The sequence below is a fragment of the Micromonospora sp. NPDC049903 genome (genome assembly GCF_044460945.1).
GTDB lineage: Bacteria > Actinomycetota > Actinomycetes > Mycobacteriales > Micromonosporaceae > Micromonospora.
The window spans coordinates 34,594-56,771 of the sequence record NZ_JBITKL010000029.1; the positions used below are offsets into that span (position 1 = coordinate 34,594).

Here is a 22,178-nt window from a genome sequence, read left to right on the forward strand (position 1 = left end):
CGTTAGTAGGGGGCCCTTCCTTGCATTGACCGCGCCCGCCGCTCGTACTTTGGGCCGATCCGGCGGAGCCGTCCCGTTCCTACGATGGACTCGTGTCGGCTCTGTTGCGCTCGGTGTGGGAGGAACCCGCCCCGCCCGGCGCGCCGCGTCGCGTGTGGCGGGACTGGCTGCTGCTCGCGATCCTCGCGCCGGTCGCGCTCGTCGAGGGGCTCGTCCGGCCCGAGCTGGCCTGGCGACCGCTGTCGGTGGCCGTGGCGGTGGCGCTGACGGCCACGGTGCTCTGGCGCCGGACCCGGCCGCTGCCGATGGTCGCGCTCGCCTTCGGCGTCTGCGGGCTGGTTCCGCTGCTGACCGACCGGGACGCTCTCCAACAGGACGTCCTGGCCTTCGTCCTGCTGCTGGTGTATGCCCTGTTCCGCTGGGGCTCCGGGCAGGAGGTCGTGCTCGGCGGTCTGGTCGTGGTGGGCAAGCTGGGACTGTGGGTCGCCGCCGGTCAGGCCGGTCTCGCGGACACCGTCGCCGCCTTCGTCGTCCTGTTCGCCGCCGCCACGCTGGGTACCAGCGTGCGGTACCGGGTGCGGGCCCGGCAGCGCGAGCTGGACCAGGTCACGCTGCTCGAACGGGAACGTCTCGCCCGCGACCTGCACGACACCGTCGCGCACCACGTGTCGGCGATGGCGATCCGGGCCCAGGCCGGGCTCGCCGTGGCGGCCACTCACCCGCAGGCAGCGATCGAGGCGTTGCAGCTCATCGAGGCCGAGGCGTCGCGGGCGCTGGCCGAGATGCGTGGCCTCGTCCGGGTACTGCGGACCGACGAACCGGCCGCGCTGTCGCCCGCGCCACGCATCGCCGACCTGACCCGGTTCGCGGCGGAGACACCAGACGGCCCGGCCGTGGAGGTGCAGATCGTCGGTGACGCCGGCGGCCTCGCCCCGTCCGTGGACCGCGCGGTCTACCGGCTGGTGCAGGAGTCGGTCACCAACGCCCGCCGGCACGCGCGGCACGCGACCCGCATCCGGGTACGCGTCGAGGTGGACGACGCCTCGGTCCGGCTACGTGTCAGCGACGACGGCGAGAGCCCGGCCGGACCGCTTCCCGGTTCCGGGTACGGACTCGCCGGGATGACCGAACGCGCGGCGCTGCTCGGCGGCAGTTGTGCCGCCGGACCCGGTCCCGAACAGGGGTGGATCGTCGACGCGGTGCTGCCCCGGGCCGGAGCACCCGCGTGACCCGACCGACCACCGGACGACCGAACCCGTCCGGCGACGACGGTGACCGGCGGATTCGGGTGGTCGTCGCGGACGACCAGGAGATCATCCGGAGCGGACTCACGATGATCCTCGACGCCCAGCCGGGCATCGAGGTCGTCGGTACGGCCGCCGACGGTCACCACGCTGTGGAACTGGCCCGGCGACTGCGTCCTGACGTGTGCCTGTTCGACATCCGGATGCCCGGTGTGGACGGTATCGAGGCGACCCGGCGGCTCGCCGGCCCCCGGGTGATCGAACCGCTCGCCGTCGTCGTCATCACCACCTTCGACCTCGACGAGTACGTCTATGCCGCGCTGCGCGCCGGTGCCCGGGGCTTCCTGCTCAAGGACGCCGGCACGGCGCTGCTGGCCCAGGCGGTCCGCGCCGCGGCCGACGGCGACGCGCTCATCGCGCCCAGCGTCACCACCCGCCTGTTGCGCGCCTTCGCCGACGCCGGACCGGCCGCGCCGCCCCGGCAACCCGTCGACCCGCTCACCGACCGGGAGGAGCAGATCCTCACGGCGGTGGCCCGGGGGCGGACCAACAGCGAGATCGCGGGCGAGTTCCACGTCAGTCTCAGCACGGTGAAAACGCACGTGGCGAGTCTGATGGCCAAGCTCGGCGCACGGAACCGGGTGGAGATCGCCATCTGGGCGTACGAGACGCACCGGGTACGCGGCCGGTAGCGCTCCCCCGGCGGCGCGGACGCCGTAAGTACGAGCGTCGGCTCACTCCGAGGACCGACGGGGCGTGAGCCCATGCACCGACGAGTTCGCGCCGTCGCGAACCCAGCATCGATGCATGTCCACGAACCGCTTCCTCCGCAGACACGAGTGGGCGATACCCACCGGCCTGATCCTGCTCGCGCTCGTCCCGGTGGTCGCCGGGGCCGTCCGGACCGTCGAGCTGTCCGGTGATCCGGCGGTCACGCCCGCCAACGCCCGCTTCGTCGCCGATCCGGTGCCGGTGCTGGTGCACATCGTCACGGCGAGCGTGTACTGCCTGCTGGGCGCCTTCCAGTTCATGCCCAACTTCCGGCGTCGGCGACCGGGATGGCACCGCGTCGCGGGTCGGCTGCTGGTGCCGGCCGGGATCCTCGCCGCGCTCTCCGGCATGTGGATGGCCGCGTGCTATGCCCTCATGCCCATCGACGGTGCGTTCCTCATCGGTCTGCGGCTGTTCTTCGGCGGCACGATGGCCGGCTGCATCGTCCTCGGTCTCCGCGCGATCCTGCGGCGGGACGTCAGCCGGCACCGCGCGTGGATGATCCGTGGGTACGCCATCGGTCAGGGCGCCGGCACCCAGTTCCTGACCCATCTGCCGTGGCTCGTGGTCGCCGAACCGCCGGGCGAGCTGACCCGGGCGTGGCTGCACGCCGCCGGCTGGCTGATCAACCTGGCGGTGGCCGAGTGGATCATCCGCCACGGGTCGGCGGAACCGACGCGGCCGCCTCCCGTGCGGGCAGGTCGGGGATGATGGCGAGTCGAGGCCGTCGCTGAGGTCGTGCCTCTGGGTCAACCCATGGACTTCGCGCCGTCGATCGCCTCCCGGATGATGTCGGCGTGCCCGGCGTGCTGCGACGTCTCGGCGATGACGTGCACCAGCACACGTCGGGCCGACCAGCGGGCGCCCGGCTCGAACCAGGGTGCGGCGGGCAACGGCTGGCTGGCGTCCAGGTCGGGCAGGCTCCGGATCAGCTCGTCGGTGCGGGCCGCGACCTCGTCGTACGCGGCGAGCACGCCGGCCAGGGTCTCGCCCGGCAGCAGCCGGAACGACTGTGCGTGGCGCTCGTGGACGGCGGGGTCGTGGTGGTCCGGCGCCTCGGCCGGGCCGTCGACGATGAAGTCGGCCCAGCCTCGTTCGACGTCCGCGACGTGCTTGATCAGACCACCGATACACAATGCGCTGACCGTGCTGCACGTCGCCGCCTGCGCGTCGGTCAGCTCCCGCGCAGTGTTGCGCAGGAAGAAGCGTTGCTGACGCAAGGCCTGCAGCAGGTCCGTGCGCTCGGGCGACAGGCTGCTCTCGGAGTGTGGGCTGCTCCCCGTCATGGCTGGTCCCTTCGTCGGCGTCCGCCCGACGCTATCGGTGACCACCGACAACTTCCGGGATGTCGGACGGGCGGGACCGCGCCAGGGCTATCGGCGGCCGGTCAGCACCTCGCGCATCCGGTTGATCTCGACGCCCTGCTCGACGACGACGCTGCTGGCGAACTCGTTGATGATGATGTCGGTGCCCAGCGTCAGGACCTCGTTCGCCATCGCGATGGCGCCCTGGTGGTGCTCGGTCATCATCGTGACGAACATCCGGTCGAACTCGGCGCCCCGGGCGGCGGTCAGCCGGTTCAGCGCCTGCGCCGTCTGCATGCCGGCCATCTCGTGCCGGTGCCCGTCGCCGGAGTTGCGGTCCAGCCCCCGGTCGGTCAACCAGGTCTCCAGGGTCTTGATCTCTGGGTCCTGGGCAGCCAGGATCCGGTCCGCGATGATCTTCAGGTTCGAGTTCTCGGCCCGGTCACTGACCAGTTTGGCCATCACCAGGGCCTGCTCGTGGTGCGGGATCATCATGGTGACGAAGCGGGTGTCGGCGTTGTTGTGCGGAGGCCGGGCCATCGGCGACATCTCGTTGGCCGACAGGGTCTTCGCCGGCTCGCCGGGGCCGCCCGGCATCAGCACCGGTGCGGTGGCGTCCGGGATGCCGGGCAGGTCGAGCGGCGGTGGCTCGTTCGTCTGCGCCGTCGGCGCGGGGGGCCCGCTATCCGGCCACGACACGGCCACCGCGATCCCGACGGCCAGCATCGCGAGCACGGCCAACTCGATCAGCACAAGCTTCCGGGACTGCCGCAGCAGCCCACGGATCCGCACACCTAGCACAACTCGACTCCCGCCGTTCACAGTTGGCCGGGATGGTAGCGCGGGCCTGAGCTGCGACGGGAGGGTTGCGAACGGCAGAACGATCGTTTAGCCCCACCTGCGGCAGTTTGCGCCGGGACATCGGCGGTCGTGTTGCTAAACCGTGACCACATGGCCGACGATCGAGCACCCACCGCAGGGTTAACCTCCGCTAACCCTGCTCATCCCTGACGAAGGGTGTTCCTACATGTTCAGACCGACCCCACGAGGGAGCCGAAGGCTGGGAATCAGCCTGGCCGCCACAGGTGCCCTTCTCGTCGCGGGTGTCGCGGTGGCGCCATCGAGCAGCGCCGCCGAGACCGCGAACACCATCCCGGCCGTCGACGAGATCGTCAGCAGCCCCAACCTCACCCAGATCGCCAACGTCCCGAAGTTCGGCGGGTTCGCCAGCGAGGCCGCGTACAACTCGGACCTGGCGTTCCAGGACAACCACGTCATCGCCGGCAACTACAACGGGTTCAGCATCTTCGACGTCAGCAACCCGGCCTCACCCCAGGTGGTCAGCCAGGTCGTCTGCGTCGGAGCGCAGGGCGACCCGTCGGTCTACGGGGACCTGCTGTTCCTCGCGGTCGACTCGCCCCGCAGCGACGACTCGTGCAGCAGCAGCGCCGGCTCGGTGGCCCAGCAGAGCTCCTGGGAGGGCGTCCGGATCTTCGACATCAGCGACAAGGCGAACCCGCGCTACATCAAGTCGGTCCGTACCGACTGCGGTTCGCACACCCTGACGCTGGTGCCGAGCAAGGACGACAAGAGCGTCTACGTGTACGTCCAGTCGTACAGCCCGTCGAACAACGCGTTCTACTGCAAGCCGCCGCACGACAAGATCTCCATCATCGACGTTCCGCTGGACAACCCGACCAGCGCCTCCGTGGTCGCCACCCCGGTCCTCTTCCCGGACGGCGGCAACACCAACACCAGCGGCTGCCACGACATCACCGCCTACCCGGACCTGGACCTGGCCGCCGGCGCCTGCATGGGTGACGGCGTCCTGATGGACATCTCCGACCCGGTGAACCCGGTGGTCCTGAGCCAGGTGCGCGACACCAACTTCGCGTTCTGGCACTCGGCCACGTTCAACAACGCCGGCACCAAGGTCGTCTTCACCGACGAGCTCGGCGGCGGCAGCGGCGCCATCTGCACCCCGGCCTACCGGGCCAACCAGGGCGCGAACGCGCTGTACGACATCGTCGGCTCCGGTGCCGACCGTCGACTGGTCTTCAAGAGCTACTTCAAGATCCCGCGGGAGAACTCCGCCCTCGAGAACTGCGTGGCGCACAACGGCTCGCTGATCCCGGCGATGGGCCGCGACATCATGGTCCAGGCGTGGTACCAGGGTGGCATCTCGGTCATCGACTTCACCGACTCGGCCAACCCGGTCGAGATCGCCTTCTGGGAGCGGGGCCCGCTGTCGGACACCCGTCGGATCCTCGGCGGCGCCTGGTCGACGTACTACCACAACGGCTACATCTACTCCAACGACATCCAGAAGGGACTTGACGTCCTCAAGTTGGACGACCCGCTGACGAACAACGCCCGCGCGGTCGTCGCCTTCGACGAGCTGAACGTGCAGACCCAGCCCAGCTACCCGGAGTGCACCACCGTCCTGCGCGGCCGGCACAACGGCAGCATGACGATCTCCTCCGGCATCACCTGCATGGACGGGGTCACCCAGAACGGCGCCATCAAGGTCAACCCGGGTGCCGGTCTGATCGTGTTCAACTCGAACCTGAACGGCGCGATCCACGCGCACAACGCCTCGGTGGTCTCGATCGTGGAGAGCCGGGTCAACGGTTCGGTGAACGCCGTCGGCGCGACCATCCGTGACACCAAGGTCAACGGGTCGGTGCGGACGAGCTGATCCGCACACCCCGTGCACCGCACCACCTCCGGCCCGGCGGTCTCCGCCGGGCCGGAGCCCGTCCCACCCCGGTGACCACGGGTGGCCTCCTGGAACGTGCCTGTCGGAGCGGCCTGTTACGGTCTCGCCGCTATCGCGGTCAGGTCGGAGGTTGAGAGTGTTCAGAACGCACGTGTCGTCGTTAGCCGGTCTACCGGTGCTCCCCTTCACCTCAGGGATGGAGGTGCCGGCGGATCCCTCGGCGGTGGCCTGGCGGCTCGAGGTGGGCGACATCGACGACGAGCCCGAGCCCGAGGAGTTCGTCGCCCTGGTCGAAGCGATGCTCGACGAGGTCCCGGCCGAGTCGGTCCGCGCCGTCGTGGTCGGCGAGTGGGGGATGGCGTACGAACGGCCGCTGCCGGTCGACCTCCTGGTGAAAGCGGCGTCGCAGTGGACCGGGCTCCGGGCGCTCTTCCTCGCCGACCTGGTCTCCGAGCAGTGCGAGCTCTCCTGGCTGACCCACGACGACATCACCGGGCTGCTGGCGGCCTACCCGCAGTTGGAGACGCTGTGGGTGCGCGGCGGCGAGGGCCTGCGGTTGGACGCCGTCACGCACACCGGCCTGCGGGAGCTGCGGTTCGAGTCCGGTGGCCTGCCCGGCGCGGTGGTGCGGGCGGTCGGCGAGTGCGACCTGCCGGCCCTGCAGCAGCTGGACATGTGGCTGGGCCGATCGGACTACGGCGGCGACGCCACCCTCGACGACCTCGCCCCGCTGCTCGCCGGTGCCGGGATGCCGGAGCTGCGACGGCTGGGACTGCGCAACGCCGAGATCGCCGACGTGGTCGCCGGAGCGGTCGCCACCGCACCGGTGGTGCCCCGCCTCTCGGTGCTCGACCTGTCGATGGGCAACCTCACCGACGAGGGTCTGGAGGCGCTCCTGGCCGGGCAACCGCTGACCCACCTGACCGAGCTCGACCTGCACCACCACTACCTGTCCGAGCCGGCGCAACAGCGGGTCGTCGCGGCCCTGCCCGGCGTACGCGTGGACGTGTCCGAGGGACGTACCCCGGACGTCTACAGCGGCCGCACCTACCGCTTCACCGCAGTCGGGGAGTGAGCAGACATGACGTTCTCTTCGCACCTGGCCGAGTTCGCCGACCGTCCGGTGGTCGACTTTCCGCTGGAGGGGCCGCTGCCGACCGTGACCGGCCCGGTCTCGTGGCGCGTCACCCATCCGGAGTTCGACGACAACGAGGAAGGCGCACTCTCCAAGGAGTTCGCCGCCACCTTCGAGCGGTTCGTCGCGCAGGTCGGCGACAGCGTGGAGTCGCTGGTCATCGGCGCCTGGGGGTACGCGGCCTTCAACCCCGCGCCGATCGCACAGATCTGCGCGGCGGCCGATCGACTGCCCGCACTGCGGGCCCTGTTCCTCGGTGACATGATCTTCGAGGAGTGCGAGGTCTCCTGGATGAAGGTCGGCGACGTCACTCCGCTGCTGACGGCGTACCCGGACCTGGAGGTGCTGTGGGTGCGCGGGGGTGAGGAGTTCGACTTCTCCCCCGTCCAGCACGACAACCTCCGCGAACTGGTGGTGCAGAGCGGCGGGCTGTCCCGCGAGTTCGTCGGCGCGGTGCTCGACTCCGACCTGCCCGAGCTGGCCGACCTCGAACTCTGGCTCGGCACCGACGACTACGGCGGCACCACCGAGCTGGCGGACCTCGCCCCGCTGCTGGCCGACGAGCGTTTCCCGGCGCTGCGCCGCCTGGGCCTGTGCAACTCGATGATCACCGACGACATCGCGGCGGCCCTGGCGACCGCGCCCGTGGTGCGCCGCCTGGAGGTGCTGGACCTGTCCAACGGCACTCTCGGCGACGAGGGGGCGGAGGCGCTGCTCGCCGGTCAGCCGCTGACCCACCTGACGGTGCTGGACCTGCACCACCACTATCTGTCAAAGGAGGTCGCCGCGTCGGTGGTCGCCGCCCTGCCGGACGTCCGGGTGAACCTCTCCGACCCGCAGGAGGCGGACGACGAGGACGACGGCGAGAGCTACCGCTACACCGCGGTCTCGGAGTGACATGCGGTTGACCGTGGTCGGCAATCCCGGCAACCGTCGGGTGTCGATGTTCACCGACGCGGTGCTGGCCGCCGGTCTGCCCCGGCCCGTGATGCTGCCCTGGGTCGAGGTGCTGACCGGGGCCGCACCGCCCTCGGCCGGCACGCTGGTGCGGGTGGACTCGCCCGGGGAGGACGCCCGGGTCGACCAGTTGCTGCGCCGGTCGCCCACCGTCGCGCGGCACGGCGAACTGGTCGGCCTCGCCGACGCGTACGCCGGTCTGGTGGACGGCATGGCCCGGGTGTCCGCCGGCGGCGCGACCCTGCTCAACCCGCCGGAGGACGTCGCGGTGCTCTGCGACAAGCGGCGCTGCCACGCGCGGCTGGCGGCGGCGGGGGTGCCGGTGCCGGACGCGCTGCCGCAGGTCGGTGGCTACGCCGAGCTGCGGTCGGCGATGGCGCAGGCCGGTTGGTGCCGGGTGTTCGTCAAGCCGGCGCACGGCTCCTCGGCCGCCGGGATCATCGCGTTGGCGGTCGGCGCCGGCCGGGTGCAGGCGCTCACCACCATCGAGCAGACCCCCGAGGCGCTGTTCAACTCGCTGCGGTTACGCCGCTACACCGACGAGACGCAGATCGCGGCCATCGTGGACCGGCTCGGCCCGGAAGGTCTGCACGTGGAGCAGTGGCTGCCCAAGGCCGGGATCGGTGACCGGGTGGTCGACCTGCGGGTGCTGGTGATCGCCGGCCGGCCCGACCACGTGGTGGTTCGGGCGGCGCGGGGGCCGCTGACCAACCTGCACCTGGGCAACGCGCGTGGCGATCTCGACGAGGTGCGACGGGCCGCCGGGGCCCGGCAGTGGTCGGCGGCGATGGAGACGTGCGAGCGGGCCGCCGCCTGTTTCCCCGACTCGCTGCACGTCGGGGTGGACCTGATGTTCCTGCTGGGCTGGCGGCGGCACGCGGTGGCCGAGGTCAACGCGTTCGGTGACCTGCTGCCCGGGGTGCTGGCCGACGGCCGGGACAGCTACGCCGCCCAGGTGCACGCCCTGACCGACGGCGGGTGGCGTCCCGGTCGGGCGGGCCCGGCCGCGTCGCCGGAGGTGGTCGGATGCGGAGCCTGATCGGTGACCACGACCTGCTGCTGGTCACCCTCGACACGCTGCGCTACGACGTGGCGTCCGAGCTGGCGGCGGCAGGCCGGACGCCGCACCTGACGCGGGCGTTGCCGGGCGGCCGGTGGGAACGCCGGCACTCCCCGGCCAGTTTCACCTACGCCGCGCACCACGCCTTCTTCGCCGGGTTCCTGCCCACGCCGGTGCCCCCGGGTCGACACGAACGGCTGTACGCGGCGGCCTTCCCGGGCAGCGAGACCTCCGGCGCCGACACATGGGTGTTCGACGCGCCGGACCTGCCGACCGCGCTCGCCGACGTCGGCTACCACACGCTGTGCCTGGGCGGCGTCGGCTTCTTCAACCGACGCAGCCCGCTCGGGGCGGTCCTGCCGGGGCTGTTCCGCGAGGCGCACTGGGAGCCGGAGTTCGGCGTCACGTCGCCCACCTGCGTGGACGCCCAGCTCGACCGGTTGGCGGAGGTGGTGGCCGATCTGCCGCCGACCCGGCCGTTGTTCACCTTCCTCAACGTGGCCGCCCTGCACCAGCCGAACCGGCACCACCTGCCCGGCGCCGAGGAGGACGACCTGGCCAGTCACGCCGCCGCCCTGGAGTACGTGGACGGCCGGATGGAGCGGCTGTTCGCGCTGGTCACCGGCCGAGGGCGGCCGGTGTTCACGATCATCTGCTCCGACCACGGCACCGCGTACGGCGAGGACGGGCACACCGGGCACCGGATCGGCCACGACGTGGTGTGGACCGTCCCGTACGCGCACTTCACCCTGCACCCTGGAGAATGGTGACCAGCACCGACGCGAGTCTTGACGGCTCGCCGTACCAGCAGTATCTCTACGCCTACCCGCACAAGACCTCGTACCGGGCGTTGCGCCCCCGCCCGTCGTTGACCGACGTGTGGCGGGACCAGGCACGGGACGCCCTCTTCCTCTATCTGCACGTGCCGTTCTGCGAGATGCGCTGCGGCTTCTGCAACCTGTTCACCCGGGCCAACGCGCCCGCCGAGCAGGTCACCGCCTACCTGCGGCAGCTTCGTCGGCAGGCGGAGCAGGTCGCCGAGGCGCTCGGCGGCTCGACCGGGTACGCCCGCGCGGCCTTCGGCGGCGGCACCCCCACCCATCTGACCGCCGACGAGCTGACCGAGCTGTTCGACATCGCCACCACGACACTCGGGGCGCGGCTGCCCGGCGTACCGCTGTCGGTGGAGACCTCGCCGGCCACCGCGACGCCGGACCGGCTCGCGGTGCTGGCCGCGTACGGCACCACCCGGGTCAGCATCGGGGTACAGAGCTTCCTCGACGTCGAGGCCCGCGCCGCCGGTCGACCGCAACGGCGCACGGAGGTGGAGACGGCGTTGGCGGCGATCCGCGACGCCCGTGTCCCGGTGCTCAACATCGACCTGATCTACGGCATCGACGGGCAGACGGCCGACACCTGGCGGGAGAGCCTCGACGCGGCGCTGGCGTGGCGTCCCGAGGAGTTGTACCTCTACCCGCTCTACGTCCGGCCGCTCACCGGTCTGGGCCGGCGCACGCACGCCCGCGCGGACTGGGACGCGCAGCGCCTCGCGCTCTACCGGCAGGCCGTGGAGACGCTCGGCGCGGCCGGCTACCGGCAGGAGTCGATGCGCCAGTTCCGCCGGGCCGACGTGCCGGCCCCGGACGGCCCCGACTACTGCTGCCAGGACGACGGCATGGTCGGTCTGGGTTGCGGTGCCCGCTCGTACACCACCGCGCTGCACTACTCCTTCGACTACGCGGTCAGCGTCTCGCAGGTGCGCGCGGTGCTCGACGACTACCTGGCCCGACCGGCCGAGGACTTCCGGTACGCCGAGTTCGGATACCACCTCGACGGCACCGAGCAGCGCCGTCGGTGGCTGCTGAAGTCGCTGCTGCGCGTCGACGGGGTCGACCCGGACGCCTACCGGGCCCGGTTCGGTCGCCCGCCGGGCGAGGACTTCCCGCAGCTCGACCGGCTGGTCGAGCGGGGCTGGGCCACCGACGGCGGGCTCCGTCTCACCCCCTCCGGGCTGGCCCGGTCGGACGCCGTCGGCCCCTGGTTGACCTCCGCCGAGGTGCAGCACGCGATGGCCGGGTACGTGCCGCGATGAACCTGGCGATCCTCTACCGTGGCCCGCTGGCGAGCTGCAACTACGACTGTCCGTACTGCCCGTTCGCCAAGCGCCGGGACCCGCCGGAGCTGCTCCGCGCCGACCGGGAGGCGTTGGCGCGGTTCACCGACTGGGTGGGCGCGACCACCGACGTACGCCTGTCGGTGCTGTTCACGCCCTGGGGCGAGGGCTTGACCCGGCGCTGGTACCGGGACGCGATGGTGTCGCTGTCCCACCTGCCGCACGTGGAGCGGGTGGTGATCCAGACCAACCTGGCGGCCCGGGTGGACTGGCTCGCCGAGGCCGACCCGAGCGCCGCCGCGCTCTGGACCACCTACCACCCGGGGCAGGTCACCCGGGAACGCTTCCTGCGGCGCTGCGCCCGCCTGTCCGAGTTGGGTGTCCGGTACTCGGTCGGGGTGGTCGGGCTGCCCGAGCACCTGGCCGAGGCGCGGGCGCTGCGGTCCCTGCTGCCCGACGAGGTCTACCTCTGGGTCAACGCCGCCGACGGTCGGCGCTACGACGCCGCCGAGGAGGCGACCTGGACGGAGCTGGACCCGCACTTCGGCTACAGCGTGCGTCCGCACCTGTCTCTGGACCGGCCCTGCCATGCCGGGGAGACCGCGATCTCCGTGCGCGGCGACGGCACGGTCCGCCGCTGCCACTTCATCGACACCCCGATCGGCAACCTGTACGACGGGTCGTGGCGGGCCGCGCTGGAGCCCCGGCCGTGCAGCAACGCGATCTGCGACTGTCACATCGGCTACGTCCATCTCAAGCCGCTGGGGTTGCGGGACGTCTTCGCGGGCGGGGTGCTGGAACGCATCCCGGCCGGCTGGCCAGGAAGGTCGGCCGGGTCGGTCTGACCAGCAGCGACCCGGACCGGCGGTGGACCGGCGGTCAGGGCCGGGACGCCATCCGGCGGGTCAGTTCGGTCGCCCGGTACGCCGCGACCTGACGGGCCTGTGCCGCCACGAAGCGCCGCAGCAGCAGCGGGGCACCGGCGGTGACCGACTCCCGGATCCGCGTACCGCCGGTCTCGGGCGTCAGGTCGACCACCGCGCGAAGCCACACCCACCCCGGGCTCCGCACGTCGCTGACGATCTGGCTGCCGGGGCGGGTCGCCACCATCCGCACCCGAATGTGGTTGTCCCACCGCAGCGGGCCGACCATCCGGAACCGTTCGACGGCGACGTAGTCGGTGACCGCGCGGCCGTCGGCGTCCCGGTCGGTCCGCACGTCGGAGACCGCCACGATCAGCGGCGACAAGCCGATGTAGCTGTGCGGGTCGGTCAGGTGGCGGTAGACCGCGTCCGGCGACGCGGCGACGACACAGCTCGTCTCGAACGTGATCGACGGTCTCCGATCATCGGGCACGCCTCATCCTGCCACGCCCTCATCGGGTGCGGTGGCGCAGGAGGATGTCGCGCATCGAGCCCATCCCGTACCGGTCCTCGTCGCTGGACATCGCGGCCACCTCCGCCAGGACGGGATCCACGTCGATCCCGGCTCGCCGGGCCCGGTCGCACACGGCCCGCAACGACATGATCTCGTCGCGGGTGTCGGCGCCCTGGTCCCGGGCGGAGAGATGAACGAGGTCGTCCCGGAACCCCTCGGCAGTCCGGCAGTCGGTGGGCAGATGGGCCGCCCACCGGAACGACGGGTACCGGTCGAACATCCGCCGGATCTCGGCCCGGGCGGTCTCGTCGGCGGCGTACCTGTCGACGATGGCGCGCAGCACCCGCTCGGCGCGCTCCTGCACGCCCAGCGCCGTCAGCTCCGCGTCGACGGCGGCGCCGAGCTCCGCCATCCGGTCCAGTGCGGTGACGTCGACCGGCTTGTTCGCCACCGAGCGGTAGCGGGCGTCCAGGTCCGCCATCTCGGTCTCGATCTCCGCCATATCCACGGCCACCGTTATATAGCACCGACACCGGCCTCCGGCCGGCAGCGCACAGCGGTCGAGGTGCAGACGGCTGGCATACTCGACCCGACCAGGTGGGGACCGGACAGTGTGGTGGTCAGGTGCAGTTCCGCGTGTTGGGACCGCTGGAGGCCGTCCGCGACGGGCACGCCGTGCCGCTCGGTGGGCCGAAGCAGCGGGCGTTGCTCGCGCTCTTCCTGCTGCGCCCGAACCGGTTCGTCGCCACCGACTGGCTGGTCGACGCGCTCTGGGACGGACGGCCGCCGGTCAGCGCCGAGATGACGCTCCGCACCTATGTGGCCGGACTCCGCCGCGCGGTCGAACCGCAGCGCAGCCACCGCGAGCCGGCCCGCGTGCTGCGCAGCCACCCCAGAGGGTACGAGCTGCGCGTCGAGCCGGAGGACATCGACGCGGTCCGCTTCCAGCGGCTGGCGGCGTACGCGGCACACGCGCTCGCGGCGGGCGACGCCGACTCGGCCGAACGGGGCTACGTCGAGGCGCTGGCGCTCTGGCGGGGCGAGCCGCTGACCGGCGCGGCCGAGCTGAGTGCGGTGCGTCCCGAGGCCGCCCGGCTGACCGAGTCGCGCCTCGGTGCCGAGGAGGGACGGTTCACGGCTGCCGTGGCGGCCGGACGGCACACCGCCGTACTCGCCGAGCTGCGCCAGTTCGTGGCCGCGAACCCGGTCCGCGAGACCGCCCGTGCCCAGTTGATGCTCGCGCTCTACCGGTCCGGGCGACAGACCGAGGCGCTGGCCGCCTTCGACGAGGGCCGTCGGGTCCTGGCCGGCGAGTACGGCATCGACCCGGGCGAAGAGCTGCGCGAGCTGCACGGCCGGATCCTGGCCCAGTCCGTGCCGCCGCCGACGGCCACGGCTGTCACCGCTGTCGCGCCGGACGCCACGCCGACCGGGGTGGTCGGCCCGTCCGCGTCCACTCCGGACTACCGGCCCGGACCGGTCCACGGGACGACCAGCGTGGTCGGGGCTCCGGCGGCGCGTTCGGATTCCCTGGTCGGCCGGGACGCCGAACTGACCGAGCTGATGACAGCGCTGACCGAGGCCGTCACCGGCGGTGGTGGCCGGGTCGCCGTCGTGGTGGGCGAGCCGGGGATCGGCAAGACCACGCTCGCCGCCGCGCTCGCCGGGACGCGGGGCGTACCGGCGGTGTGGGGTCGTTGCCCCGACGTCGGGCAGACGCCGCCGTTCTGGCTGTGGAACCAGGTGGTGCGGACGCTGGCGGCGATGCCGCAGGCGGGCACGACCGGATCGACGCGCCGGTTGGACGGCTTCGCGGCCGGACCGGCGGACGGGTCGACCGGCGACGCGGCACCCGACCCGACGGCGCGGTTCCGCGCGTACGAGGCGGTGGCGGACCTGGTGCGCACGGTCGCCGGTGCGGACGGCCTGCTGGTGGTGCTGGACGACCTGCACGCCGCCGACCCGGACTCGCTGCTGCTGCTGCGGTTCCTCGCCACCACCCTGGCCGACGCCCGGGTTCTCGTGCTGGCCACGATGCGCCCCTACGAGCACCACCCGGCGCTGGTGGCGACGGTGGCCGACCTGGCCCGTGGTGCGGGCTTCCGTCACCTGCGGCTGACCGGGCTGACCGACACCGACGTGGCCGACCTGGTCCGCCGACGCACCGGCACGCCCCCGCAGCGGCAGGTGGCGGCGCGCCTGGCCACCCGGACCGGGGGCAACCCGTTCTTCATCACCGAACTGCTGCGCGCCGGCACCGACCCGGCCGACGCGGACCTGCCGCCGAGCGTCCGGGACACCGTCCGGCTGCGCCTCGGTGCCCTGCCCGAGGCGGCCCGCGACTGCCTGGAGCTGCTCGGCGTGGCCGGGCGCGACCTGGACACGCAGACGATGGCGACGGTGCTGGAGGTCTCGGCGGCGCACATCGCCGAGGGGTTGACGGCGGCGTACGCGGCGGAGCTGGTCGCCGAGGCCGGGCCGGGTGCGGTGCGGTTCCGTCATCCGCTGTTCGCCGAGGTGGCGTACGCGCAGTTGCCGCCGCCCCGACGAGCCGCGCTGCACGCCCGGCTGGCCCTGGCGTACCAGCGGGTCGGCGGTGTGGCCCCGGCCGAGCTGGCCCACCACTTCGGGCAGGCGATCGGACTCGGGCACGGCGAGGACCATCTGCGCTGGTCACTGGCGGCGGCCGACGACGCGACGCGGCGGTTCGCGTACGAGGACGCGCTCGGCCACCTGGACCGGGCGGCCCGGCGACTGTCGCCGCTCGCCGGCACCTCGCCGTCGGCGGCGGCCACCGAACTCGCCGTCCAGTTGCACCGGGCCGCCCTGTTGCAGATGACGGTCGGCGTCGGAGCCGACGCCGTCGACGAGGTCTGCGCCCGGGCCCGGGAGCTGCTGGCGCTCGTCGGCGCGGAGACCGACGTACGGCCCGCGCTGTGGGCGCTCGGCGAGCTGGCCGCCAACCAGGCCGACTACGCCGGTTGCGGGGAGTTGGCCGAGCGGCTGGTCCGGGCCGACGACGGCACCGGGCTGATCGCGGCGGCCGGCGAATACTTGCGAGGTGTGGTCGGCTACTTCACCGGCGCGCTGGTCGAGGCCGACCAGCGGCTCACCGCCGCCGTCGATCGGCTGCGCACGGTCGACCCGGATCTGCTGGGCCGCCAGGTCGGTCGGCTGCCGGTGTTGGCCGCGTACAACTTCCGGGCCCTGGTCCGGTCGCTGCGCGGTGCGACCGAGGACGCCCGGCGGGACATCGCCGAGGCGGAGCGGCTGGCCGAGCGGCTCGCCGACCCGTACGGCCGGGCGAACGCGGCACTCTTCGCGGCCTGGATGGGGATGCAGGAACGCGACGTGGCGGCGGTACGCGCGGCGGCGCACCGGTGCCGCGAGATCGGTGCCGCCAACGGCATGCCGCACTTCGTGACCACGGGTGGCTTCTTCCTGGAGTGGGCGGCCGCGCGGGGCGGCGAGCACGACCGGCTCCCGGCGATGCGGGCCGCAATGGAGGGCATCTACCGCCCCGGGCTGCGGGCCACCCGCACCGTCACATACAGCGCGATGGCCGAGGCGTACCTGGCGGCGGGTGATCCGTCGACGGCGGCGGAGCTGGCCGACGAGGGACTGTCGGTCGCGGACCGCCTCGGCGAGTCGGTCCTCGCGCCCGAACTGCACCGCATCCGCGGCATCGCCCGCCGCGACCCCACCGCCCTCGCCACCGGCGCCCGCCTGGCCGCCGCCCAAGGCAACATCCTCCTCCGCTCTCGCTTCCCCACCCACCCCCACCCCTGACCACCCACCCCACCAAGACCAACCACACCAGATTCTCGGGATGCCCAGCCCCCAACCCAGACCAACCACACCAGATTTCCGGCAGGCCGAGCCCTTACGCCAGCACCCACCAGGGCCGAGCCGTCAGCACCAGACCGGCCACGTCAGGTTTCCGGCAGGCCCGACCCGCGCAGGGATCAAGCCTGACCGCCCGGAGCGGGTCGGGCCTGCCGGAAACCCCACCGCAAGCGGCTCGGACCCGCCGAAACCCACCACACGCGGGTCGGGCCTGCCGGGAGCCCCACCCACGAGAAACCAGAACCCCAACCGGAAATCTACGAAACCTCCACACCCGCCCGCTGTGCTGAACCAGTCAACAGTCCCCGCCCGGCCACCCCGGGCGGCCAGATGGTGGAGGAACGAGATGAACCCGGCCCAGTCGTCGTCGCCCGGCGAGGTCCAGGAGGTCGACGTCGTCATCGTCGGGTGTGGTCCGGTCGGTGCGCTGGCCGCGAACCTGCTCGGCATGCGGGGCGTCCGCACGCTCGTCGTGGAGCGGAGCACGGAACCGCACGGGCAGCCGCGCGCGTTCTCCTGTGACGACGAGGCGCTGCGCATCTATCAGCAGGCCGGGCTGCTGGACCGGATCGTCGGCGACCTGCACCAACCGGTACGCGCCGACTACGTCAACGCCGCCGGCCGGCGTTTCGCCACCATCGCCTTCGACGAGGTCGACTTCGGGTTCGGGCACGCCCCGCTGAACTTCTTCGACCAGCCGTTGCTGGAGCAGGCTCTGCGTACCGGGCTGGAACGGTTCGCGCACGTGACGCTGCGGCTGGGCACGGAACTGGTCGACCTGCGGCAGGACGAGGACGGCGCGGATCTGGTGGTGCGGGACGTGGTGGCCGACCGGTCGTACCCGGTCCGGGCCCGGTTCGTGCTGGGCTGCGACGGTGCGCGGAGCACCACCCGCGCAGCGGTGCGGATCCCGCTGGCGGGGGCGAGTTACGCCGAGCCGTGGCTGGCGGTCTCCGGTGACGTGATTCCGGACGGGATCCGCACGCCGCACACCACCTTCGTCTGTGACTGGCGGCGGCCCGCGTTCGTCTCCCCCGGGTCGCGGGGCAGCTATCGGGCGGAGTTCATGCTCCAACCGGGCGAGACCGAGGCCGACATGCGGGAACCGGCGAAGATCGCCGAGCTGGTGTCGCCGTATGTCGACCCGGACCGTTTCACCGTCACCCGCGCCGTGGTCTACACGTTCCACCACCTCATCGCCGTCAGGTGGCGGGAGGGACGGGTGTTCCTGCTGGGCGACGCCGCCCACCAGATGCCGCCGTTCCTCGGGCAGGGGCTGTGCAGCGGACTGCGGGACGCGGCGAACCTGACCTGGAAACTGGCGCTGGTGCTGTCCGGCGGGGCCGCCCCGGCGCTGCTCGACACGTACGAGACGGAACGTCGGCCGCACACGGCGGCGATGGCGGAGACGAGCGTCCGTCTGGGTCGGGTGTTCCTGGCCCGTAGTCGGCGGGCCGCGTGGGTCCGCGACAGCGTGCTGCGGGCGGTGCAGACCGTGCCCCGGGTACGCCGATTCGTGCGGCACTTCGAGTTCAAGCCGCTGCCCGCCTACGAGCGGGGGCTTTTCGCCGGTGGCCAGCGCGACGGTGCCGTCGGGGCGATGTTCCCGCAGCCCCGGGTGGCTGTCGGCGGCGATCCGACGCCCCGCCTGCTCGACGATCTGCTCGGCGACGGCTTCGCACTGGTCGGGCGTGGCCTCCCGGCGGAACTGCCCGGGCTGCCGGGGCCGGTACGGTCCGTCGTGACGCATCCGGCCGGCACCGACCCGGCGCGCCTGCCGGCTAGCGATGCCGCCCAGGTCCACGTCGTCGACCTGGACGGGACCGTCGACGCCTGGCTACGGCGGCACCGGGCGGACGCTGTTCTGCTGCGGCCGGACCGGTTCGTCTTCGCCACCGCGCAGGCCGGCGGCATCGGCCAGGTGGCCCGCACGCTCGCGGCCGACCTCGGCGCGACCGCCTCCCGCCAACCCACCGGCTAGCCGTGTCACGTCACCGGCTCGCCCGGTCCGGGCCCGGTCCTGCCGGCCGGGGTTCCGTGGCGGACCGGTGACGTGCCAGGATGCGGCCATGCGTGCCGTGATCTTCGACGAGTTCGGTGTCCCGCCGCAGGTCCGCGACGTGCCGGACCCGACGCCGCCGCCCGGTGGCGCGATCGTCCGGGTCGAGGCGACCGGGTTGTGCCGCAGCGACTGGCACGGCTGGCAGGGACACGATCCGGACATCGTCGTGCCGCACGTACCCGGGCACGAGTTCGCCGGTGTCGTCACCGCCGTCGGTACCGGCGTGCGGGGCTGGCGAGCGGGTGACCGGGTCACCGCGCCCTTCGTCTGCGCCTGCGGTCGGTGCCCGTCGTGCCAGGCGGGCGACCAGCAGGTCTGCGAACGGCAGAGCCAGCCCGGTTTCACGCACTGGGGCTCGTTCGCCGAACAGGTGGCCGTCCGCGACGCCGACGTCAACCTGGTCCGGCTCCCCGACGAGCTGGACCATCCGGCCGCCGCCGCGCTCGGTTGCCGGTTCGCCACCGCGTTCCGGGCCGTGGTCACGCAGGGACGGGTCGCGGCCGGCGAGTGGGTGGCCGTACACGGCTGCGGCGGGGTGGGGTTGTCGGCGGTGATGATCGCGCTGGCGTGCGGGGCCCGGGTGGTGGCCGTCGACGTCGCGCCCGGTGCGCTCGACCTCGCCCGGAGCCTCGGCGCGGCGGTCTGTCTGGACGGGCGCACCCTGGACGGGCCGGACGCGGTGGCCGAGGCGGTCCGGGAGGCGACCGGCGGCGGGGCCCACCTGTCTCTCGACGCGCTGGGCAGTCACGCCACCTGCACCGCCTCCGTCCGAAGCCTGCGCCGCCGGGGACGACACGTGCAGGTCGGGCTTCTGCCCGCCGCCCAGGGACACCCGGTCGTGCCGATGGATCTCGTGATCGCCTACGAGTTGGAGCTGCGCGGCAGCCACGGCATGCCGGCGCACGCCTATCCGGAGTTGCTCCGGCTCGTCACCGCCGGGGTGCTGCGGCCGGCCGCGCTGGTCACCCGCACCATCGGGCTCGCCGACGTGCCGCACGCGCTGGCCACCATGGACGGTCCGACCGGTGGCGGGATGTGTCTCATCCGCCCGTGACGAGCTGGCCGGGCCGGGAACTCGGGCAGCGGACCCGATGGCCGCCCCCGTCGGAACGAGGGCGGCCCCGAGTTCACCTCGCGGGTGTGGGTGCGGCCCGCCGTTCCGCGAGCGCCAGTACGACCACGGCGCCGAGCAGCACCGACGACCCCAGGACGGCGACCGGGGTGAGCCGTTCGTCCAGGAGCAGCACCGCGATGACGGCTGCGGTGACCGGCTCGACCAGCGCCAGGACCGACGCCGTGGTCGCCCGGACCGACGCCAGGCCGGCGAAGAACAGCCCGTACGCCAAAGCGGTGGGCACCGCGCCGAGGTAGGCCAGCAGGCCCAGTGTCCGGCCGACGTCGCCCGAGGTGGGCAGGATCCCTTCGAGCAGGGCCAGCGGCAGCAGGACGAGCATCCCCACGACGAAGCCGCCCAGCGCCGTGGTGCCGGGGTCACCGCCGGTGCCGTCTCGGCCCCGCTTCCGGTTGAGCAGGGTGACGCAGGCGTACCCGGTTGCGGAGAGCAGCGCGCATGCCAGGCCGAGTGCCGGCGCCCTGCCCGCGCTTTCGCCGCCCACCAGCAGGATCAGCCCGACCAGCGCCATCGCCACGGTGGCCGCGCCGGCACGGCCCAGCCGCTCTCCCGTCCACAGGCGGGCACCGATGGCGATCAACACCGGTCCGGACCCGAGGGTGACGACGGTGGCGATGGCCAGCCCGGCGTACGCCACGGCGGCGAAGTAGGCCGTCTGGTAGACCGCCAACCCCACACCGGTGGTCACGATCGCAGGCCACCGGGGGCCGTGCTGCGGCGCGCCGACCGACTGTCCGTCGACCGGAGTGGACCGGGCCGGGCGCCGGTGGCGGAGCACCAGGTGTCCGACAGCCAGCAGCAGGACACCGCCGACGAACCGCCAGAAGGACACCGCGACGGGTCCGAGCCCACTCATTGCATAGAGGATCGCGGCGACCGCGCCACCGGTGCCCCAGGCGACCGCCGCGATGATGATGTAAAGGATTCCCCGCCCCACTGACGGGGGCACGTTGGTGTGCACACAATTCTCCGTTGTCGTCGCCGCCCGGGCAGCACGAGACGCACCCGGGCTCGAAATAGGTCAGAGCCGGGTCGGCGGAAGCGCCGTTACCGGGTGGGTGGCGGCGAGACGACGGAGAACATCACCGGGGCAGCGTACCGGCCGGGCCGGACACCGGCGCGATCATGCGGTGGGCCGCTACCAGGGGTGAGGAACCGACTCCGAACCTCACGACATCGCCACACATCTATTGACAAACATCCTTAACAGTCACAGTCTGAGAGAGCGCTCTCTCACCCCGTGTCACCACCGAACGGAGGAGTACCCGTGATTGTCCGAAGAAGACTGCTGGCGGTCGCCGCCGCCCTGATCACCGCCGTCCCGACCGCGCTCGTCGCCGCCGCGCCCGCCCAGGCCGTCGGCCCCGCGTTGCTGCCCGTCACCGTCACCAATAACACCGGCCGCTCCGGAGCCGTCCACGTGTACGTCATCGGCGTACAGCTCTCCTCCGGCCGCCTCGGCTACGTCAACCAGGCCGGCACGTTCATCCCCTGGTCCGGCGGACAGATCCCGCCGTCACCCGCGCCCGACGCCTCGATCCCCGGACCGACCAACGGTGCCAGCGCCACCGTCCGCTTCCCGCGCGGCTTCTCCGGTCGCGTCTACTTCTCCTTCGGCGAGAAGCTCAAGTTCTTCCTCACCCCGACCGGCCTGGTGCAGCCCGCCCCGTGGGCGGCCGGCGACGCCAACCGCGACATCCTGTTCGACTGGAGCGAGTTCACCTACAACGACGCCGGGCTCTGGCTCAACAGCTCCCAGGTGGACATGTTCGCGGTGCCGCACGCGGTCACCGTGACCGGCGCCAACGGCGTCACCAAGCGGACCGGCGACGTCGTCGCCAACGGCCGCACCGCGATCATCAACGGCGTACGGTCCCAGTCCGGCTGGGCGAACACCGTGTACACCCGCGCCGACGGCACCGTGCTGCGAGTGCTGGCACCGGGCAAGGCCGCCGGAGCGGGCCTGTTCAGCAGCACCTACCTGGACTCCTACATCGCCTCGGCGTGGAACGCGTACACCAGCCGCACGCTGACCGTGGTGCCCTTCGGCGACCGGCCCGACGTCCGCTACTTCGGGCGCACCTCGGGCCGGGTGATGACCTTCACCAACAGCGCCGGACAGGTCGTCGCCTCGTTCAACCGCCCCTCGTCGGCGAGCGTCTGGGGCTGCGACGGCGACCTGCCCGCCCCCAACGACCAGGTGGTCGGGCCGATCTCCCGCACCCTCTGCGCCGCGCTGAACCGGGGCACCCTCGGCACCATCCACACCCAGCCCAGCACCAACGCCGCCGAGTTCTACCGCAGCAACCCGACCAACCAGTACGCCCGGATCATCCACGCCAACATGCGCGACGGTAAGGCGTACGCCTTCGCCTTCGACGACGTCGGCGCCTTCGAGTCGCTCGTGCACGACGGCGACCCGCGCGCCGCCGGCCTGGTGCTCAGTCCGTTCTGATCC

Annotated in this window: 18 protein-coding genes and 1 pseudogene; 14 read left to right on the forward strand and 5 right to left on the reverse strand. The window is 72.4% G+C overall.

Annotation, left to right across the window (positions count from 1 at the left end):
• Nucleotides 1-92 precede the first annotated feature (92 nt).
• The 3 genes from ACIBO1_RS28260 to ACIBO1_RS28270 all read left to right on the forward strand — a co-directional run bounded on the left by ACIBO1_RS28260 (nucleotide 93) and on the right by ACIBO1_RS28270 (nucleotide 2,726).
• A complete protein-coding gene (locus ACIBO1_RS28260; protein ID WP_396751676.1) occupies nucleotides 93-1,229 on the forward strand; it encodes a sensor histidine kinase in 1,137 nt (378 codons plus the stop codon).
• A 104-nt stretch (nucleotides 1,230-1,333) separates the two neighbouring features.
• Nucleotides 1,334-1,936 (forward strand): response regulator, encoded by a 603-nt coding sequence (locus tag ACIBO1_RS28265; RefSeq protein ID WP_396751720.1) that lies wholly within the window; start codon nucleotides 1,334-1,336, stop codon nucleotides 1,934-1,936.
• A 115-nt stretch (nucleotides 1,937-2,051) separates the two neighbouring features.
• Complete coding sequence (locus ACIBO1_RS28270) at nucleotides 2,052-2,726, forward strand: DUF2306 domain-containing protein (protein WP_396751678.1); 675 nt, start codon at nucleotides 2,052-2,054, stop codon at nucleotides 2,724-2,726.
• A 38-nt stretch (nucleotides 2,727-2,764) separates the two neighbouring features.
• Here ACIBO1_RS28270 and ACIBO1_RS28275 read toward each other — a convergent pair whose 3' ends face one another.
• Nucleotides 2,765-3,301, reverse strand: coding sequence for a DinB family protein (locus ACIBO1_RS28275; protein ID WP_396751680.1), 537 nt, complete (start codon nucleotides 3,299-3,301; stop codon nucleotides 2,765-2,767).
• An 87-nt stretch (nucleotides 3,302-3,388) separates the two neighbouring features.
• A complete protein-coding gene (locus ACIBO1_RS28280; RefSeq protein WP_396751682.1) occupies nucleotides 3,389-4,111 on the reverse strand; it encodes a DUF305 domain-containing protein in 723 nt (240 codons plus the stop codon).
• A gap of 235 nt (nucleotides 4,112-4,346) precedes the next feature.
• Here ACIBO1_RS28280 and ACIBO1_RS28285 point away from each other — a divergent pair.
• The 7 genes and pseudogenes from ACIBO1_RS28285 to ACIBO1_RS28315 all read left to right on the forward strand — a co-directional run.
• Nucleotides 4,347-5,735: pseudogene (locus ACIBO1_RS28285) on the forward strand (LVIVD repeat-containing protein); the annotation flags it as partial.
• Nucleotides 5,736-6,234: 499 nt separating this feature from the next.
• Entirely contained in the window at nucleotides 6,235-7,113 is an 879-nt protein-coding gene (locus ACIBO1_RS28290) for an STM4015 family protein (protein ID WP_396751722.1), read from the forward strand.
• Between the two features lie 6 nt (nucleotides 7,114-7,119).
• Nucleotides 7,120-8,070, forward strand: a complete 951-nt coding sequence (locus ACIBO1_RS28295) for an STM4015 family protein (RefSeq protein WP_396751685.1) — start codon at nucleotides 7,120-7,122, stop codon at nucleotides 8,068-8,070.
• Nucleotide 8,071: 1 nt separating this feature from the next.
• Nucleotides 8,072-9,169, forward strand: a complete 1,098-nt coding sequence (locus tag ACIBO1_RS28300; protein ID WP_396751687.1) for an STM4014 family protein — start codon at nucleotides 8,072-8,074, stop codon at nucleotides 9,167-9,169.
• Nucleotides 9,157-9,960, forward strand: coding sequence for an STM4013/SEN3800 family hydrolase (locus ACIBO1_RS28305; protein ID WP_396751689.1), 804 nt, complete (start codon nucleotides 9,157-9,159; stop codon nucleotides 9,958-9,960). Before ACIBO1_RS28300 ends, ACIBO1_RS28305 begins: the two co-directional genes overlap by 13 nt.
• A complete protein-coding gene (locus tag ACIBO1_RS28310; RefSeq protein WP_396751692.1) occupies nucleotides 9,957-11,282 on the forward strand; it encodes an STM4012 family radical SAM protein in 1,326 nt (441 codons plus the stop codon). The genes ACIBO1_RS28305 and ACIBO1_RS28310 overlap by 4 nt, the downstream gene beginning before the upstream one ends.
• Nucleotides 11,279-12,148, forward strand: coding sequence for an STM4011 family radical SAM protein (locus tag ACIBO1_RS28315; protein ID WP_396751694.1), 870 nt, complete (start codon nucleotides 11,279-11,281; stop codon nucleotides 12,146-12,148). Before ACIBO1_RS28310 ends, ACIBO1_RS28315 begins: the two co-directional genes overlap by 4 nt.
• A gap of 34 nt (nucleotides 12,149-12,182) precedes the next feature.
• Here ACIBO1_RS28315 and ACIBO1_RS28320 read toward each other — a convergent pair whose 3' ends face one another.
• Entirely contained in the window at nucleotides 12,183-12,659 is a 477-nt protein-coding gene (locus tag ACIBO1_RS28320; RefSeq protein ID WP_396751697.1) for an SRPBCC family protein, read from the reverse strand.
• A 19-nt stretch (nucleotides 12,660-12,678) separates the two neighbouring features.
• The gene (locus ACIBO1_RS28325) at nucleotides 12,679-13,188 is read right to left on the reverse strand and encodes a hypothetical protein (protein WP_396751698.1); all 510 of its coding nucleotides are present in this window, start codon (nucleotides 13,186-13,188) and stop codon (nucleotides 12,679-12,681) included.
• A 116-nt stretch (nucleotides 13,189-13,304) separates the two neighbouring features.
• On the opposite strand from ACIBO1_RS28325, the gene ACIBO1_RS28330 reads away from it, so the two are divergent.
• The 3 genes from ACIBO1_RS28330 to ACIBO1_RS28340 all read left to right on the forward strand — a co-directional run bounded on the left by ACIBO1_RS28330 (nucleotide 13,305) and on the right by ACIBO1_RS28340 (nucleotide 19,642).
• A complete protein-coding gene (locus tag ACIBO1_RS28330) occupies nucleotides 13,305-16,469 on the forward strand; it encodes a BTAD domain-containing putative transcriptional regulator (RefSeq protein ID WP_396751700.1) in 3,165 nt (1,054 codons plus the stop codon).
• Between the two features lie 403 nt (nucleotides 16,470-16,872).
• The gene (locus ACIBO1_RS28335; protein ID WP_396751702.1) at nucleotides 16,873-18,507 is read left to right on the forward strand and encodes a bifunctional 3-(3-hydroxy-phenyl)propionate/3-hydroxycinnamic acid hydroxylase; all 1,635 of its coding nucleotides are present in this window, start codon (nucleotides 16,873-16,875) and stop codon (nucleotides 18,505-18,507) included.
• An 88-nt stretch (nucleotides 18,508-18,595) separates the two neighbouring features.
• Nucleotides 18,596-19,642, forward strand: coding sequence for a zinc-dependent alcohol dehydrogenase family protein (locus tag ACIBO1_RS28340; RefSeq protein ID WP_396751704.1), 1,047 nt, complete (start codon nucleotides 18,596-18,598; stop codon nucleotides 19,640-19,642).
• A gap of 73 nt (nucleotides 19,643-19,715) precedes the next feature.
• On the opposite strand, the gene ACIBO1_RS28345 is transcribed toward ACIBO1_RS28340, so the two are convergent.
• Nucleotides 19,716-20,681, reverse strand: a complete 966-nt coding sequence (locus ACIBO1_RS28345; RefSeq protein WP_396751706.1) for a DMT family transporter — start codon at nucleotides 20,679-20,681, stop codon at nucleotides 19,716-19,718.
• A 306-nt stretch (nucleotides 20,682-20,987) separates the two neighbouring features.
• Between ACIBO1_RS28345 and ACIBO1_RS28350 the strand changes: the two genes are divergently transcribed.
• Nucleotides 20,988-22,175 (forward strand): beta-1,3-glucanase family protein, encoded by a 1,188-nt coding sequence (locus ACIBO1_RS28350; protein WP_396751708.1) that lies wholly within the window; start codon nucleotides 20,988-20,990, stop codon nucleotides 22,173-22,175.
• Nucleotides 22,176-22,178 lie beyond the last annotated feature (3 nt).

Excerpts from the sequence above, each read along its gene's own strand:
- ACIBO1_RS28335 (WP_396751702.1), top strand. The coding sequence starts at position 16,873 with ATGAACCCGGCCCAGTCGTCGTCGCCCGGCGAGGTCCAGGAGGTCGAC.
- ACIBO1_RS28270 (WP_396751678.1), top strand. The coding sequence starts at position 2,052 with ATGTCCACGAACCGCTTCCTCCGCAGACACGAGTGGGCGATACCCACC.
- ACIBO1_RS28265 (WP_396751720.1), top strand. The coding sequence starts at position 1,334 with ATGATCCTCGACGCCCAGCCGGGCATCGAGGTCGTCGGTACGGCCGCC.
- ACIBO1_RS28340 (WP_396751704.1), top strand. The coding sequence starts at position 18,596 with ATGCGTGCCGTGATCTTCGACGAGTTCGGTGTCCCGCCGCAGGTCCGC.
- ACIBO1_RS28295 (WP_396751685.1), top strand. The coding sequence starts at position 7,120 with ATGACGTTCTCTTCGCACCTGGCCGAGTTCGCCGACCGTCCGGTGGTC.
- ACIBO1_RS28290 (WP_396751722.1), top strand. The coding sequence starts at position 6,235 with ATGGAGGTGCCGGCGGATCCCTCGGCGGTGGCCTGGCGGCTCGAGGTG.
- ACIBO1_RS28300 (WP_396751687.1), top strand. The coding sequence starts at position 8,072 with ATGCGGTTGACCGTGGTCGGCAATCCCGGCAACCGTCGGGTGTCGATG.
- ACIBO1_RS28275 (WP_396751680.1), bottom strand. The coding sequence starts at position 3,301 with ATGACGGGGAGCAGCCCACACTCCGAGAGCAGCCTGTCGCCCGAGCGC.
- ACIBO1_RS28305 (WP_396751689.1), top strand. The coding sequence starts at position 9,157 with ATGCGGAGCCTGATCGGTGACCACGACCTGCTGCTGGTCACCCTCGAC.
- ACIBO1_RS28315 (WP_396751694.1), top strand. The coding sequence starts at position 11,279 with ATGAACCTGGCGATCCTCTACCGTGGCCCGCTGGCGAGCTGCAACTAC.